Annotated in this window: 14 protein-coding genes; 5 read left to right on the top strand and 9 right to left on the bottom strand. The window is 60.7% G+C overall.

The annotated features are described in order from the left end of the window. Positions 1–955: 955 nt before the first annotated feature. Positions 956–1,237, top strand: coding sequence for a hypothetical protein (locus JJE66_RS14355; RefSeq protein ID WP_200514887.1), 282 nt, complete (start codon positions 956–958; stop codon positions 1,235–1,237). 32 nt (positions 1,238–1,269) lie between these two features. Further along, entirely contained in the window at positions 1,270–1,500 is a 231-nt protein-coding gene (locus tag JJE66_RS14350) for a hypothetical protein (protein ID WP_200514886.1), read from the top strand. A 338-nt stretch (positions 1,501–1,838) separates the two neighbouring features. On the opposite strand, the gene JJE66_RS14345 is transcribed toward JJE66_RS14350, so the two are convergent. Continuing rightward, complete coding sequence (locus tag JJE66_RS14345; RefSeq protein ID WP_200514885.1) at positions 1,839–2,429, bottom strand: outer membrane protein; 591 nt, start codon at positions 2,427–2,429, stop codon at positions 1,839–1,841. A 155-nt stretch (positions 2,430–2,584) separates the two neighbouring features. Here JJE66_RS14345 and JJE66_RS14340 point away from each other — a divergent pair, with 155 nt between their 5' ends. Further along, entirely contained in the window at positions 2,585–3,346 is a 762-nt protein-coding gene (locus tag JJE66_RS14340; protein WP_200514884.1) for an outer membrane protein, read from the top strand. A 497-nt stretch (positions 3,347–3,843) separates the two neighbouring features. On the opposite strand, the gene JJE66_RS14335 is transcribed toward JJE66_RS14340, so the two are convergent. Next, positions 3,844–4,413 (bottom strand): TetR/AcrR family transcriptional regulator, encoded by a 570-nt coding sequence (locus tag JJE66_RS14335; RefSeq protein WP_200515364.1) that lies wholly within the window; start codon positions 4,411–4,413, stop codon positions 3,844–3,846. A gap of 136 nt (positions 4,414–4,549) precedes the next feature. Here JJE66_RS14335 and JJE66_RS14330 point away from each other — a divergent pair, with 136 nt between their 5' ends. Continuing rightward, positions 4,550–5,056 carry a DUF1993 family protein gene (locus tag JJE66_RS14330; RefSeq protein ID WP_200514883.1) on the top strand — a complete coding sequence of 169 codons (507 nt, stop codon included), beginning with the start codon at positions 4,550–4,552 and terminating at the stop codon, positions 5,054–5,056. Between the two features lie 287 nt (positions 5,057–5,343). On the opposite strand, the gene JJE66_RS14325 is transcribed toward JJE66_RS14330, so the two are convergent. The 7 genes from JJE66_RS14325 to JJE66_RS14295 form a co-directional block, all read right to left on the bottom strand. After that, positions 5,344–6,351 (bottom strand): methyltransferase, encoded by a 1,008-nt coding sequence (locus tag JJE66_RS14325; protein WP_200514882.1) that lies wholly within the window; start codon positions 6,349–6,351, stop codon positions 5,344–5,346. A gap of 231 nt (positions 6,352–6,582) precedes the next feature. Next, positions 6,583–8,220, bottom strand: coding sequence for an ABC transporter ATP-binding protein (locus JJE66_RS14320; protein ID WP_200514881.1), 1,638 nt, complete (start codon positions 8,218–8,220; stop codon positions 6,583–6,585). 7 nt (positions 8,221–8,227) lie between these two features. Next, the gene (locus tag JJE66_RS14315) at positions 8,228–9,406 is read right to left on the bottom strand and encodes an ABC transporter permease (RefSeq protein WP_200514880.1); all 1,179 of its coding nucleotides are present in this window, start codon (positions 9,404–9,406) and stop codon (positions 8,228–8,230) included. Further along, entirely contained in the window at positions 9,406–10,515 is a 1,110-nt protein-coding gene (locus JJE66_RS14310) for a microcin C ABC transporter permease YejB (protein ID WP_200514879.1), read from the bottom strand. The genes JJE66_RS14315 and JJE66_RS14310 overlap by 1 nt, the downstream gene beginning before the upstream one ends. Positions 10,516–10,517: 2 nt before the next feature. Further along, on the bottom strand, positions 10,518–12,404 hold the full coding sequence (locus tag JJE66_RS14305; protein WP_246756188.1) for an extracellular solute-binding protein: 1,887 nt from the start codon (positions 12,402–12,404) through the stop codon (positions 10,518–10,520). Next, entirely contained in the window at positions 12,401–14,299 is a 1,899-nt protein-coding gene (locus JJE66_RS14300) for an extracellular solute-binding protein (protein ID WP_200514878.1), read from the bottom strand. Before JJE66_RS14300 ends, JJE66_RS14305 begins: the two co-directional genes overlap by 4 nt. Before the next feature lie 212 nt (positions 14,300–14,511). Then, complete coding sequence (locus JJE66_RS14295) at positions 14,512–15,066, bottom strand: cytochrome c family protein (protein ID WP_200514877.1); 555 nt, start codon at positions 15,064–15,066, stop codon at positions 14,512–14,514. A gap of 219 nt (positions 15,067–15,285) precedes the next feature. Here JJE66_RS14295 and JJE66_RS14290 point away from each other — a divergent pair, with 219 nt between their 5' ends. Further along, complete coding sequence (locus tag JJE66_RS14290; RefSeq protein WP_200514876.1) at positions 15,286–16,026, top strand: 3-deoxy-manno-octulosonate cytidylyltransferase; 741 nt, start codon at positions 15,286–15,288, stop codon at positions 16,024–16,026. Positions 16,027–16,038: the final 12 nt, after the last annotated feature.

The raw sequence follows: 16,038 nt of genomic DNA, 5'->3' as shown, positions 1-16,038 counted from the left end.
TTTGGGCGAAGCGACATCGCCAGCTCCGTCTGATAAAGTGACGAAATCCATCTGGTGTTAACGACAGTCGCGCGGATGGAACGTAGATGCGGGGTATCGAAATTGGCAGGCATCAATTCTGAGGAGTTGGTAGACTTTCGACGCCAATGGTTCGGCTCCGTCTATGAGATCGCGGATATAGAGTACCAGCATCGAACGTGGCTCACGCCGCCAACCAGCAGTCCGCACTGGTCGTACGTAGAGTTTTGTTGCTCATATCCTGACGTCGATCAGCTCCAATTTGGGGCGGACCTTGGACATCTAACCTCCAAAGAATTCGAGTTATTGGCCTCACTTCACGAGGCGCTCGTTTCCTACAGAGCGACGAATGACTATGACCATCTCGCGATCCTGAACGACCCGGGTTGGCACGATGTGGTCGCGCATGCTGAACTAATTCGACAGCAGCTCCTCATCCTAGAGGTGGATGCTGTCGAGCGAAGTTACCTGATGGGACGGATGCGCGACATATGAGCGGCGTTTGGTGATGGCCGCAATCGGTCATTTTCGTCCCTCCAGATGATCCAATTGAAGCAAAGTTCACTTTCAATTGTTTGCAGGCGGACGTAGGTTGAGAAGGTTGCTCGCCCGAGAATGACTGGCCTCATCAATTGAGGAAGTCACCATGACCCGATGTCCCAAGCTCCAATGGGGGCCTCGCCGAGCGCGTACCGTGGAATAAGGGGAAGATCGTTGGCGCGAAGCCGGCTTTGACACTCCAGCGCAGATAGCCTGAAGTCTCGTCCGTTTCCCCGATGGGAACACATGCACGATCATTGGCGCAACCCGTCACTCGAAAGGCAACCCGCCCCAGCTGATAGGCACCTCGCAGCGCAGCTACGGAACAACGTTACAACTCGGAGATTTGCGGAACGAAACGCGCCGTCAGTCTTTCTCTGGCAGTTGGGAGGTGCCCATGAGTTCTCAAGCCAGAGAAGGCGCGTGTGCGTTCGCTTGGCGGAACTACTTGCTGCTCCACAACGGCGTCAGCGAGAATGACGACAGGCGTTTCGCCCTCTACCGCTACATCGCCAATCTTCGCGATACCGGCGAAGACGATTTCAATCTCATGCAAATGGCCGCGGTCGCCTACTTGAAGAAACTGGATGAATTGCATGACGACCAACGTGCCCAACTCGCGGCCGATCAAGTTTTTGCCGAGTGCTTGGAAGCACGCAATTCACAACCCGAGAGGTGACTTTAGGTCCAACACAGAAGGAGCGAGCAACCATGACAGACCAGACCGCTACTCCAAACCGTATCGCGAACGACCCGCAAAGGCGCGTCGCCGCAGCGACAGCAATCGGCATGAATGCGTTGAAGCCGATGATCCGCTTTCAGGTCTCAATGCTGAGAATGTGGGCGGATAGTATTGAGAGGCTCGCGGGCAATTACGAAAAGAAGTTGGAAGAAACAGCGACCACGGCCGAGCAACGATCCGACCAGGAACGCGCCGCATAGATCAATGCGATTAGCGGGCGTAAGCGAAACCGCTTGCTGCGCGGCGATTTAATCTTCGGGAAAGGCCATGTCGCCATCGTCCGCGACGGCAGCACCATGGGTCCACGCCAACGCGCAACGATGATCGCGCCATCGAACGGGTCATTGCGCGGATCAAGGCGGCCGGAAGTGAAGGCGTGGCGATCAAGCCGCTCTAGCCGCGCCGTCGAAAAGGCATCGCGTCTGCTTTACTCTCGGAAGGCGACGTGAACGCCCGGATCTGTTGGTAAGGAGGACGGGAGTGGCAACGGATTGGGGTGGTCATACCGGAGTTAGTGTAGCTCCGTTGTATGCCGAGATTAGCGGTCCACCCGGCCGGCGATCACGCCATAGGCATCGCCCAATCGAGTGGAGTTGACGCTGTCGGGAAGTCCAATGCCGTTGAGAACGGCGTTGACGTCCTGCCTCGACCCGCTCAAGTGAATGTAGCCGGCTTCGCCTTCGATACCGAGCACGAGATTACTGCCATGCTTCTGCCAGTTGTAGCCGACAGTGCCGCCTCCAATGAAGCTGCTGCCAAGGCCGTAACTTGTGTCTAAACGGTTCGGGCCGTCATAGCGGCCAGCCGCGCTTAGGGGCTCACTCGCCGAAGCGTTGCGGTCGGCACCGGTGCCGCCCACGAAACCGCCGATGTAGAAACCGGTCCAGTTGTAGACCGCGGACGGGGGTGGTGCTTTGACCGCCATGTCTGCTGCATACGAAGCTGTTGGGATCAAAATAGCTGCAGCAACGAAAAATATTTTCATTTGTGCCCCATGCTCGGCGGAGAACATGATCCGGGTAATTACGAGCGCTGATTGATACAGCTGATTGATACAGATGTGTGGGTTGCAACAATCTGTCCCGGCGGTTCCACCTGCGAAACGTTCCCAGTGCGACAATTGGAGCATGCTTTGACTCCTACCTGGATGAGTCCTGCAAGCGCGCTTGAGGTCAGGACCGGGAGCTGGCGAGTGTGGCTTGACCGCTACAGCCAATGGGCGTGACTCCACGTACACTCCAGGTAGGTCCGAAGGCGTTCGCGGCCCGGGTGGGAGAATTTAACATGAAGAAATTTGCGTTTGGTGCGCTTGGACTGGTTGCAGCGCTGGCGGCATCGGCAACTGCTAACGCTGCGGATCTCGCGGCACGTCCTTACACCAAGGCCCCGCCCATGGAAGTTGCGGCTTACAATTGGAGCGGCTTCTACCTCGGCGTGAACGGCGGCGGCGGCTGGACTCGCAGCTGCTGGGACATTCTTGTGCCCGGTGGAGCGGTGGCACCTGAGGGCTGTAACAACGTTAGCGGCGGCACGGTTGGTGGTCAGATCGGGTATCGCTGGCAGGCCGCTAGCTGGGTGTTTGGCTTGGAAGCGCAGGGCAACTGGGCTGATTTCACCGGCTCGCGTGTGAGCGATCAGTTCATCCTGGTGCCCGGAGATGCGACCCAACGCACCAGCGTGCGCGGCTTTGGTCTGTTCACCGGCCAAGTTGGTTACACTTGGAACAACGTGCTGCTCTACGTAAAGGGCGGCGCGGCCGTCACCGATAATCGTTACGAACACCGCGTAGTTGCAACGGGTGCGGTGTTCGACTCGGCTAGCGACACGCGCTGGGGTGGCGTCGCTGGAGTCGGACTAGAATACGGGTTCACTCCGAACTGGTCGGTCGCCGTTGAGTACGACCACTTGTTCATGGGCGACCATACCTTGACGTTGACGAACGCCGCTGGCCTGGCCTCGACGGTTGACCGGATCCGTCAGGACGTCGATGTCGCAACCGTTCGCCTGAACTACCGCTGGGGCGGCCCCGTGGTGGCGAGGTACTAAGCTTCCGAACAGCAGGGGACCCAAGGCCGGCTCAAAGCCGGCCTTGTTTTTAGAAGACCCTCGTCGGGTGTGCACTGGCGATGGTCATTTCAGGCTCATGACGGGGACCCTGTGTGGGGCTCGCGGCTGTCCGCTTTGGTCAGGAGCACCCGTCAACGCAGCCATCGCACAACGCCCGCTCTACCGCGGACAGCCGACAGCCGACATAGCGGCGGCCCTTTCGTTGTTCAGCTGAGGGCCACAAGCGAGCCGGCTCAGGCCGAGCCATGTCCGGTTAATCTCAGCGAGCCGACCGACGGATGAGCCATGCGGTCTTCGGCAACGGGTCACGAGCGGCGATCACGCTCGGGCCGACTCGTGTCCGCTTGATCCCGGCGAGCAGACCTACGGATGGAGCCTGCAGCTTGCGGCAACGGGCCAATAGCCGGTTTACGTCATGCGCAGGACGAGGCGGCGCCGATCCACGAGCTAAACTCGTCCACTTCCTCGGAGGAAGATCACAGGCCCCTTTGGCAGAAGATATCCGCCAGCGCCTCAAATATAGCCGGCGCACGTTCGACACGGGCAATCGTTCGTGCGCCTTCGATGGCGGCGACCAATGCGGCTGCGCTGGAGGATGCGCGCGCGGGAGCGAAACCGCACCCCCGGAGATGCTCTGCAATAATTCCGGTCAACTCGACAAATCCGCTTGCGACCCGTTTGGTCAGCTCAGCGTCCAGCACGGACATCTCACTCACCAGATTTTGCATGAGACATCCATACTGGAAGTCGGAGGCAATCATTTCGGCCGCGATTGCCGCAAAAATCTGATTAAAAAAATTCGGAGCATCGCCTGTCGTACTCGCTGAGATATGCCGGAACGCCGCAGCTCTATTCGCGAGATAAAGATCGATCGTTTCCTCTGCCAGTTGGGTTTTGCCGCGCGGAAAGTGAAAGTAAAACGATCCTTTAGGCGAGCCGCTTTCTTCAATGATCTGGCTCAGTCCAGTCGCAGCGTAGCCTTGGATGCGAAATAGCCGTTCGGCGGTGGCAATCGCGCGAGCGCGGGCGTCAGTTTTGCGGGCCATGTCGTAAAATACCACGCCTCGCTTGACAGCACTATGGCGATCGCCATAGTATGATCGCCATAGTAAATGCAGCGCGCAATGCCACGCTATCAAATCGTAAACTGAGCAGGTGGGTCACTCTATTTGGAGGTTTGCTTTGTCCCTGTCCATGTACGAGGCCGCCGTTCCCGGCATGGTGCGCGCGCTGAAGAATCTCGACGCCATCCTCGACAAGGCAATGGCCTACGCCGAGGGCAAGAAGGTGGACCCGAGCGTCCTCATGGGCAGCCGGTTGGCCATCGACATGCTGCCCTTCTCGACCCAGATCCATCGCGCCACGGAAACAGCGAGGGGCGGCGCGGCGCGCCTGGCCCAAATGGACATCCCAAGGCTCCCCGACGAGGACAAGACCGTGGCGGACCTGAAGGACCGCCTCGCCAAGACTATCGCCTTCCTGGAGAGCGTGCCGACGGAGAAGTTCGCGGGGGCCGAGGATCGCACCGTCACCCAGAAGCTCGCCGGCAACGACATGACCTTCCCCGCCAAGCAGTATCTGTTCGGCTTCATGATCCCGAATTTCTACTTCCACGTCACCACCGCCTACGCGATCCTGCGCCACAACGGGGTGGAGATCGGCAAGATCGACTTCCTCCGCGGCATCTGAGGCGAACGTCGCGGAAGCGCGTCGCGACGGCGCCCCCGTTGCGCCCGCCCGAACTAGCGCTCTACTTGCCTGAACGATAGGCGTCGCTCCCATCCGGACATGAATTGGGGCGACAGCCCAATCAAGGCGTCCTGCAGGGAGAGCGGCTGCGCCAATCTGCGGCCCCACATACAAGGCTGCGAACGTAGTCCTGGCGATAGGGCCGACATAATGAGCGAAAGAGAAATACCGCTCGGTCGAATCCGTTTTGGGTAAGGAGAAGTTCCCCGTTGCCCGATAGCGTCGGTTTAGCTTGGGCTGCCGATTAGCAGCGTAAACGGCGACCGGGTACTGACGGCCCGTTCAAAGCGAAAGCGTGCTGCCGCAAAAAGAGCTTCGAATTCCTTTTGTGTACGCTCGCGACCGCCAGTCATCACCATCATAGTCATGTCGCTATAGTTGACGTCCGGTTGATTTGGCGGGGTGAGAAGATGCTCGATCACAATGAGATGCGCCGACGATGACATCACCGAGCGGCAGCGGCCTAAAATCGAAACGACACTTTCGTCGCTCTCATCCATCAACACGGATTTAATAAGGTAGGCATCACCGCCCGTCGGCGCGCTCTTGAAGACGTCGCCGCCTACGATCTCACAGCGATCTGCAACGTTCGCCGCTGCGAGCAGTTCCTTTGCTTTGACGACGACATGCGGCAGATCGAACAGGATGCCGCGCGTGCCCGCATGTTGCGCTAGGATGGCAGCGAGCAGTGCCCCCTGTCCGCCGCCGATATCGACAATAACTTTGTACGCCGAGAAATCGTGAGCAGAGGCAATCGCATTGCCTCCCGAACGCGACAGCTCGCTCATGGCCGCGTCGAATATTCCGGTTTCTTCGGGCCGTTCCCCACGCCACTCCCACAAGTTCGCATGGTGCAACAGCTCAAACGCGCTCTTTCCGGTTCTTACGCTGTCGGCTAGATTTGCCCATGATTGCCGGACATAAGGTCGGCCGACATAGCGCGCCCACGCCGATCGAGAGTTCGGCGATTCCGACCTCAGGCATTCTCCAATCGGCGTTAGTCGAAAATGCCGCTCAGGCTGCTCTTCCAAGAGACCTACTGACGCGAGGGCATGTAGCAGCCGATATAGGGACGCGGGATCGCATTCCAGCCTGCGCGCGACAACGTCACTATGGAGTGTTTCGTCCTTCAATGCGTCTGCAATACCAAGCTCAGCCATTGCCGAGATGACTTGCGACACTTGAAACCCACTGATGAGCTTCATGAGTTCGATGACAGGGGTCTGTGCGACCATGTTCAATCCCCAAGATAATGTCCTAAAGCAACTTAGCCGTTTCTAGCTTGAGTTGTCACTGTCGCGAATGGGTCGTTGTCCGTTTTGAGTCAAAAGCAGCCGATTGCGACGGAACCGAACAAATTCCCGTTTATCCGCGAAAGCCGACCTTTCGGGATTCCGGATTTGCGCTTTCGCCTTCACTCTTCGAGCTTCGGCGGACAAAACGCACGCCCGAAATAATCGGAAAAGCTACGTCGCGACCGAGCCGTTGCCTGCCGTGTCGAGCCGGAACGCCGCCGCAAACAGCGCGCGGGTGTAATCGGTCTGCGGGTTCTTGAAGAGTTCGGCAGCCTGCCCCTCCTCCACCACCTTGCCGCCGCGCATCACGATGAGATGGCTCGCGAGCGAGGCGACGACGCGCAGATCGTGCGAGATGAACATGTAGGTGAGGTCGCGCTTGCGCTGCAATTCACGCAAGAGGTCAACCATCTGCGCCTGAATGAGCATGTCGAGCGCGCTGGTCGGCTCGTCCAGCACGACGAAATCCGGCTCCAGCACCACCGCGCGCGCGATGCTGATGCGCTGGCGCTGGCCGCCCGAGAATTCATGCGGGTAGCGATAGCGGGTGTCCGGCTTCAGCCCGACATCCTCGAGCGCCTTGACGACGCGTGCCTCGCGCTCCTCGCGCGACAGCTTCGGTTGATGCACGGAGAGGCCTTCAGCGACGATGTCGGCGACCGACATGCGCGGGCTGAGCGAGCCGAACGGGTCCTGAAACACGATCTGCATGTCGCGCCGAAACGGCCGCATCTCCTTGAAGCGCAGGCCCTGGATGTCCTTGCCCAGGAACACGATCCGCCCGTTGGAGGAGATCAGCCGCAGCAGCGCCAGCCCCAGCGTGGTCTTGCCCGAGCCGGATTCGCCGACGACGCCAAGCGTCTCGCCCTTGCGCACGGCAACGCTGACGCCGTCGACCGCCTTGATGTGACCGACCGTCTTGCGCATCAGGCCGCGCTTGATCGGAAACCACACTTTCAGATCATCGGTCGACATCACCACCGGCGCATCCGGCTGCGGCGGCGCCGGATCCGGCTTCGGCTCGGCTGCGAGCAGATCGCGGGTATAGGGATGTTTCGGGGTCTTGAAGACCTGCTCGACCGGCCCCTGCTCGACGATCTCGCCGCCCTTCATGACACAGACGGTGTCGGCGATACGGCGCACGATGCCGAGATCATGGGTGATGAAGAGCAGGCTCATGCCCAGCCGCGCGCGGATCTCGGCGAGCAGCGCCAAGATCTGCGCCTGCACGGTGACGTCGAGCGCCGTGGTCGGCTCGTCCGCGATCAGCAAATCCGGCTCGTTGGCGAGCGCCATCGCGATCATCACGCGCTGGCGCTGACCGCCGGAGAGCTGGTGCGGGTAGCTGTTCAGCCGGGTTTCCGGCTCGGGAATGCCGACCTGGGTCAACAGCTCCAGTGTCCGCCTGCGCGCCGCGGCATTGCTGGTCGGATTGTGCAGCTGGATGATCTCGCCGATCTGCGCCTCGATCGTGTGCAGCGGGTTGAGCGAGGTCATCGGCTCCTGGAAGATGATGGAGATGTCGCTGCCGCGGATCTCCCGCATCTCTCGCTCCGACTGGTCGATCAGCTCGCGTCCCTTGAAGCGAATGCTGCCCGAGGGATGCGAGGCATTCGGATAAGGCAACAGCTTCAGGATCGAGAGCGCGCTGACCGACTTGCCGGAGCCGGATTCGCCGACCAGCGCCAGGCATTCGCCGCGCTTGATCTGGAACGAGACCTTGTCGACCGCGAGCGTGGTGGCGCCGCCCTGGCGGAAGGCCACTGAGAGGTCGCGCACGGCGAGCAAGGGCTGGTTGATCGCGTCCATCACGTCCTCACTTGAACGTCTTGCGCGGATCGAAGGCGTCGCGCACGGCTTCGCCGACGAAAATCAGCAGCGACAGCATGATCGCGACCGAGAAGAAGCCGGTGAAGCCGAGCCACGGCGCCTGCACGTTGGATTTGCCCTGCGACAGCAGCTCGCCGAGCGAGGGCGAGCCGGGCGGCAGTCCGAAGCCGAGGAAGTCCAGCGCCGTCAGCGTCATCACCGAACTCGAGACGATGAACGGCAGGAACGTCATGGTCGCGACCATCGCGTTCGGCAACAGATGCCGGAACATGATCACCTTGTTGGAGACGCCGAGCGCGCGCGCCGCCTGGATGTATTCGAAATTACGCCCGCGCAAAAATTCCGCGCGCACGAGGCCGACCAGCGACACCCATGAGAACAGCAACAGGATCCCGAGCAGCACGAAGAAGCCGGGCACCAGCACAGACGACAAAATCAGCAGCAGATAGAGCGACGGGATCGCCGTCCAGATCTCGATGAAGCGCTGGAACGTCAGATCGATCCAGCCGCCGAAATAGCCCTGGATGCCGCCGGCGGCGACGCCGACGACCGAGGAGACGATGGTGAGGCAGAGGCCGAACAGCACCGAGATGCGGAAGCCGTAAATCAGTCGCGCGACAACGTCGCGACCCTGATCGTCGGTGCCGAGCCAGTTGTATTCGAGGTCGCGGCAACTCTTCAGCCCCTTCTTCTCGACCACGGGCTTGCACTGGGCTTCCGTCAGCATCCAGGTCGGCGGTGACGGCGCAGGCGTCGGCAAATCGAGATTGTGGGTGTCGTAGGAATAACGGATCAGCGGCCAGACGATGCTGCCGCCCTTGTCCTTGATCAGCTTTTGCAAATAGGGATCGCGGTAGTCGGCCGCGGTTTCGAAATCGCCGCCAAAAGTCGTCTCCGAATAGGTGACGAAGGCCGGCCAATAGAGATGGCCGTCATATTTGATCAGGAACGGCCGGTCGTTGGCGATCAGCTCGGCAAACAGCGACACCACGAACAGGACCATGAAGATCCAGAACGACCAGTAGCCGCGCCGGTTCGCCTTGAAGTTTTCCCAGCGCCGCCTGTTGAGCGGCGACGGCGCGAACGGCTTGCGTGTAGCCGGCACGGCTTCGCCGAGCGGAGAGCCCGTGGTCGTCTCGATCGGGGTTGGGGCGGTCAGCGCCATCAGACCTCCCTTGCCTCGAAATCGATCCGCGGATCGATCCACATATAGGTCAGATCGGAGATCAGATTGACCACGAGGCCGACCAGCGAAAAGATGTAGAGCGTGCCGAACACGACCGGATAGTCGCGGTTGAGCACACTCTCGAAACTCAGCAGCCCGAGCCCGTCCAGCGAGAAGATGGTCTCGATCAGGAGCGAGCCGGAGAAGAAGGCGTGGATGAAGGCACCCGGAAAACCCGCGATCACGATCAGCATCGCATTGCGGAAGATGTGGCCATAGAGCACCTGGGTCTCGCTGCAACCCTTGGCGCGCGCGGTCATGACATATTGCTTGCGGATCTCATCGAGGAACGAATTCTTCGTGAGCAGCGTCATTGTCGCAAATGCGCTCAGCCCCATCGAGATCAGCGGCAGGGTCAGATGCCAGAAGTAATCGATGATCTTCCAGTACCAGGGAAACTGCGACCAGCCGTCCGAGGTCAGGCCGCGCAACGGAAAAAGATTCCAGAAGGAGCCGCCGGCAAAGAGAATGATCAGCAGGATCGCGAACAGGAAGCCCGGGATCGCGAAGCCGATAATGATGATCGCCGAAGTCCAGGTGTCGAAGCGCGTGCCGTCCTTCACGGCCTTGCGGATGCCGAGCGGAATCGAGATCAGATAGGTGATCAGCGTCAGCCAGATGCCGAGCGAGATCGAGACCGGCAACTTCTCCTTGATGAGCTGGATCACGCTGACGTCGCGAAAATAGCTCTTGCCGAAATCGAAGCGGGCGAAATTCCACACCATCAGCGCGAAGCGTTCCGGCGCCGGCTTGTCGAAACCGAACTGCACTTCCAGCTTCTTGATGAAATCGGGGTCGAGGCCCTGCGCACCGCGGTACTTGGAGTTGATGGCATCGCCACCGGCCCCCAGCTGCCCGGGCGCGCGTTGCGCAAAGTCGCCGCCTCCGGAAATGCGCGAACTGCCGCCGGTGTCGGCCCCGGAGAGCTGCGCGATCACGCGCTCGACCGGACCACCCGGCGCGAACTGCACGACGACGAACGACACGAAGAGGATTCCGAGCAGGGTCGGAATCATCAGGAGAATGCGGCGGGCGATATAGGCGCTCATGATTATTTCGCCTGCTCGAGCTTGGCCGCCTTGGCGGCGTCGAACCACCAATTCTCCGGCGCGCCGACGCCTTGCGCATATTTCGGCGGCTTGTCGGGATGGCTGAACTGGTCCCAATAGGCGACGCGATGAAAGTTCGCATACCACTGCGGCACCCAGTAGCGCCCGGCCCGGAATACGCGGTCGAAGGCCCTGCAGGCCGTGGTCAGCTCCGCCCGGGTCTGGGCGGCGATGATCTTCTCGATCAGCGCGTCGATGATCGGATCGGAGATGCCGGCGAGATTGTACGAGCCCTTGGTCCTGGCGGCCTGGGAGGAGAAGAACGCCCGCATCGCATCGCCGGGCGTCGCCGACATCGAGAAGCGCTCGATCGTCATGTCGAAATCGAAATCTTCCAGCCGCGCGCGATACTGCACGGCGTCGACCAGACGGAAGGTCGCATCGATGCCGAGGGTTGCGAGATTCTTTAGATAAGGTCCGTGATGTGGCTGGATCGAGGCTTCGTCGTTGAGGAATTCGATCGTGAAGGGCTCGCCATTGGGCAATACCCGCTTGCGGTCCTTGATGACGTATCCGGCCTCGTTGAGCAGCTCACCCGCCTTGCGCAACAGGGTGCGGTCCTGTCCTGAGCCGTCCGATACCGGCGGCACGAACGGCTGGCCGAACACTTCGTCGGGCACCTTGCCGCGGAACGGTGCGAGCAGCGCGAGCTCTTCAGGCGACGGCGGGCCGGAGACCATCATGTCCGAATTCTGGAACGGCGAGACCGTGCGCGCATAGGCGCCGTACATGATGGTCTTGTTGGTCCACTCGAAGTCGAAGGCGTAGATCAAAGCCTCCCGCACCCGAGCATCCCTGAATTTGTCACGGCGCAGATTGATGAACCAGCCCTGTGCGCCGGAGGGCGTCTCGTCCGGCAGCTGCTCGCGCTTGACGCGGCCGTCCTTCACCGCCGGGAAATCATAGCGGGTGGCCCAGATGCGCGCCGTCAGTTCCTCGCGAAAAAGATAGCTTTTGCCGCTGAAGCCTTCGAAGGCGACGTCGCGATCGCGGTAGAATTCGTAGCGCACGGTATCGAGATTGTAACTGCCGCGGCACACCGGCAGATCGGCGCCCCACCAATCCTTGACGCGCTCATATTCGATGTAGCGGTTGACCTCGAATTTTCCGACCTTGTAAGGCCCCGAACCGAGCGGCGTGTCGAGTGTGGATTCATCGAAAGCACGCGCCGCGTAATACGCCTTCGAGAAGATCGGAAGGCTCGCGACATAGAGCGGCACGTCGCGCGCACGGTTCGGCGCGAAGGTGACGACCACCGTGGCCTCGTCAAGCGCGTCGGCCTTCACGAAATCGCGGAGCTGCACCACGATCAGCGGATGGCCCTTCTCCTTCAACGTGTTGAGCGAGAAGGCGACGTCCTGCGCGGTGAGCCTGGAGCCGTCATGGAAGCGGGCCTCGGGCCGCATCGTGAAGGTGTAGGTCAACTTGTCCGGCGAGATCCGCACCGATTTTGCCGCAAGCCCGTACATCGCGTCGGGTTCGTCGTTGGCGCGCGCCATCAACGGCGCGAAGGTCATGTCCATGCCCTGCGCACCCTCGCCCTTCAGGATGTAGGCGTTGAGCGACGAGAACGTGAAATAGGATTGATTGTAGGCCCGCACGGAGGGAATGAGCGAGAACACGCCGCCCTTCGGCGCGTCGGGATTGACGTAGTCGAAATGGTGGAAGTCGACCGGATATTTGAGATCGCCGAAGGCCGACATGCCGTGGGCCTCGGCGAGAGTTTCGGAGGTCGCCGCGCCCGGCAAACAGGCGGCGCCGAGCGCGCTGAAACCAACGCCGAGCGCCTGGCGGCGAGAGAACAGCGGCCTGCCAAGGGGCCGGCTCAAGAGCGTCCACCCGTCTTGGCGGCTTTTTCGGCATCCCACCACCACAAGCTTGGAAATCCAGTGACGCCGTACTTAGGCAATGGCTCGGGATGGCTGAAACGATCCCACCGCGCTGCGCGCTGAAATCCCGCGGCAAACTGCGGGACGACATAGCAATTCCAGAGCAAGACGCGGTCCAGGGCCTTGCAGCTTGCAACCAGCTCTGCACGATCCTTGGCGAAAATAATCCGATCTATCAGGGCGTCGACTGCGGGATTCTTGATTCCGGGAAGATTCCGCGAACCGGGCCGATCGGCCGCATCCGAACCAAAGAAATCACGTTGCTCGTTGCCGGGCGAGAGCGATTGTCCCCATACAGCCGTCGTGATGTCGAAGTCGAAGCTTCGCAAGCGATTCTGGTACTGCACGCTATCGACCGTGCGAACATTGACTGCGATGCCGAGCCGTTCGAGGTAAGGCTTGTAGAAGAGCACGCTGCGCTCGTCGCCTTGCTCCGCAGACAAGAATTCAACGCTGACAGGTTTCCCTGAAGGATCGATCAGCTTTCGATCACGAATATCGAAACCAGCTTCCTTCAGGAGCCGCGCCGCCTCGCGCAAGTTGTTGCGAGACGCTTCGGCATTGCCGCCGACCGGATTCTTGTAAGGTGTGGTGAAGAGCTCGGACGGCACCTTGTCGCGCAACGTCTCTAGAACCTCGAGCTCCTTTCCCTCAGGAAGGCCCGACGACATGAGATCGGGGATACCATCAAAATAGCTGCTGTCGCGATGGTACTCTCCGTTCGAGAGCTGCCGATCGGATTCCTCCCAATCATAGGCATAGTTGAATGCGCGGCGCACTCTGACGTCGGCAAACAGCGGACGGCGCAGATTGAACGCAAAACCCTGCATCTGCCCAGAGCTCGCATCCGGGAACTTTTCCTTTATGACTCGCTTTTCGCGCTCTGCCGGAAAGTCATAGGCCGTCGACCATTGCTTACCGCTACGTTCGGTGAACCAGTCCAGCTGATCAGCCTTGAAAGCCTCGCGTCCGACGGTGTCGTCGCGGAAGAATTCGTAGCGGAGTTGGTCGAAATTGTCCTGACCGACGCTGTGCGGCAGGTCCTTCCCCCAATAATCCTGGACCCGTTCCAGCACCAGCGTCCTGGCCGCAACAAACTCCTTGATGCGAAAGGCCGCAGATCCCAGCGGGCTCTCAAGAGTCGTCAACGTAACGTCTCTTTTGCGCCCATCGGCCCCGCTGCCTTCCCACCAGTGTTTCGGCAGGACCGGAACCTCGCCGGCGATGGATGGAAGCTCGCGGTTGCCGGGCTTGTCGAACGTGAACTTAACGACCCGATCTGCCGTCTGCTCGCAATTGACGATGTGCCGATAATACGCGGCGTACATCGGACTGTTCGTCTTGAACGCATTGAATGAAAAAATGACGTCATCGGGCGTCACCGGCTTGCCGTCGTGCCAGCGTGCCGCTGCATTCAATCGATAGAGCACGTAGGAAAAGTCGTCGGGATAGGCGACAGCGTCGGCCAACAGTCCGTACGCGGTCGAGGGTTCGTCCTGCGACCTGACGGTCAGTGTCTGATTGATCAGGGCAGCGCCGCCTGCGAGCGATCCCTTCAATCCGGCGATCACCAGATTGAAATTGTCGAAAGTACCGAATTCAAACAGGCGTACGATGCCTTGTTTTGGCGCGCCCGGATTGACGTAGTCGAAATGTTTGAAGCCGGCGGGATATTTCACGTCGCCAAAAGTCGAAACGGCGTGACGCCAAGGCAGCTCGCCGGCGGACTGCGCCTGTGCGGATCCGGTGATCGAAACCCCCGCCACGGAGCCGAAGGCGGGGAGCGCAGCGACGGCCGCGCCGGTGAGCAGGAGATCGCGTCGGGTAATGGCCAAATCAACATCCCAGTCTTGAAGGAGGTTACCCCTTTAAGAGCTCAATATAGGCGAGGTTTCGACCGAATATGTTGCTTTTTCCTCATGTTGGAAGCCGGGTTGGGCGGTTCGCTGCGACCAAACGCCCCGATAACGACATTGCGAGGCCTTGAAGCGGAAACGGCCAGGCTTTTCAGCCTGGCCGCGCATTCCATGAACGATGCCGAAGAGCCTTATTTCGCCGCGGTCGGCAGCGGCTTCGGGCTGTCGGAGAGGCTGTTCAGGTAAGCGATGACGTCGGCGCGCTCGGAGTCCTTCTGAATACCGGCGAAGCCCATCGCGGTGCCCGGGATGAACCCCTTCGGGTTGGCGATGAACTTGTTCAGGTCGTCGATGGTCCAGGTGCCGCCCTTGGCCTTCATCGCGGCCGAGAAATTGAAACCGTTGCGGTCTTCGCCGCGGCGATCGTCGACGATGCCGTAGAGGTTCGGACCAACGCGATTCGGACCGCCCTTCTCGAAGGTGTGGCAGGCCTGACACTTCTTGGCGGCGGAGGCGCCCTTCTCGACGGAGGCGGTCTGAAGCAGCTTTTCAATCGGCTCGGAGGGCGCAGCAGCAGCCGGGGCACCTCCTTTGTCGCCAGCCGTCTCCTTCACCGCGATTTCAAAACCCGGCTTTTCCGGAAATTTCGGCGAGAACAGCGCCTGGGCGGTGAAGCTCGTCACCAGCAGAATGAGACAGGTGCCGAGCACGGCACCGAGGATCTTATTGAGTTCGAAAGAGTCCATTTCCGGCCAGGCCCCACACCGCAAGAAGGAAACAGCGGCCGGTCGGCCGCCAGGACGAGCCTCGGGAGAATCAAACGTTCCTTATTGTTTCCCCGAGTTTTGCCATTCAGATATCGGTTTGCCCGGGGTCTGGCAACCCGTATAAGCGATGCGGCTTTCAGCCCATCCCCACCCCATTTCCTGGTGCGGAAAACGCCCCATTTCCAGGCTCTTGAACCGATGAGCAATCCCCGCATTCTGGTGCTAATCCCGGCCCGCATGGCGTCAACCCGCCTGCCTGGCAAGCCGCTGAAGGACATCGTGGGCCTGCCGATGATCATCCACGTGCTGCGCCGGGCGCAAGAGGCCGCGGTCGGCCGGGTCGCGGTCGCAACCGATACGCAGGAGATCGCGGACGCCGTGACGGCGGATGGCGGCGTGGCGGTGATGACCAGCCCCAACCATCCCTCGGGCTCGGACCGCATCCACGAGGCCATGCAGAAGCTCGATCCGGGTGGACAGGCCGAGATCGTAGTCAATCTCCAGGGCGATTTCCCGACGATCACAACCGACAATATCCGCGACGTGCTGCCGCCGCTCGAAGACCCCGCGGTCGATATCGCGACTCTGGCCTCGCAGATCCACACCGAGGAAGAGGACCTCGCCCCGAGTGTCGTGAAGGCGATCGGAACCTCGCTCGGAGGCCGGCGCATGCGTGCACTTTATTTCACCCGCGCGACCGCGCCGACCGGCAACGGACCGCGCTACCACCATATCGGCCTCTACGCCTATCGCCGCGCCGCGCTGGAGCGCTACGTTTCGCTGCCGCCCTCGCCGCTCGAATTGCAGGAAGGGCTCGAGCAGCTCCGGGCGCTGGAGGCCGGGATGCGCATCGACTTCACCATCGTCGACACGGTCCCCCGCGGGGTCGACACGCCGGCGGACCTCGAGACTGCCCGCGGCATCCTTTCCAAATCCTGAGCCGCTGCTACA

Origin of the sequence: Bradyrhizobium diazoefficiens (genome assembly GCF_016612535.1) — a bacterium.
In the GTDB taxonomy this organism is placed as follows: Bacteria; Pseudomonadota; Alphaproteobacteria; order Rhizobiales; family Xanthobacteraceae; genus Bradyrhizobium; species Bradyrhizobium diazoefficiens_C.
Note: the sequence above shows the minus strand (reverse complement) of the source record. Positions and strands in the feature narration are given on the sequence as shown.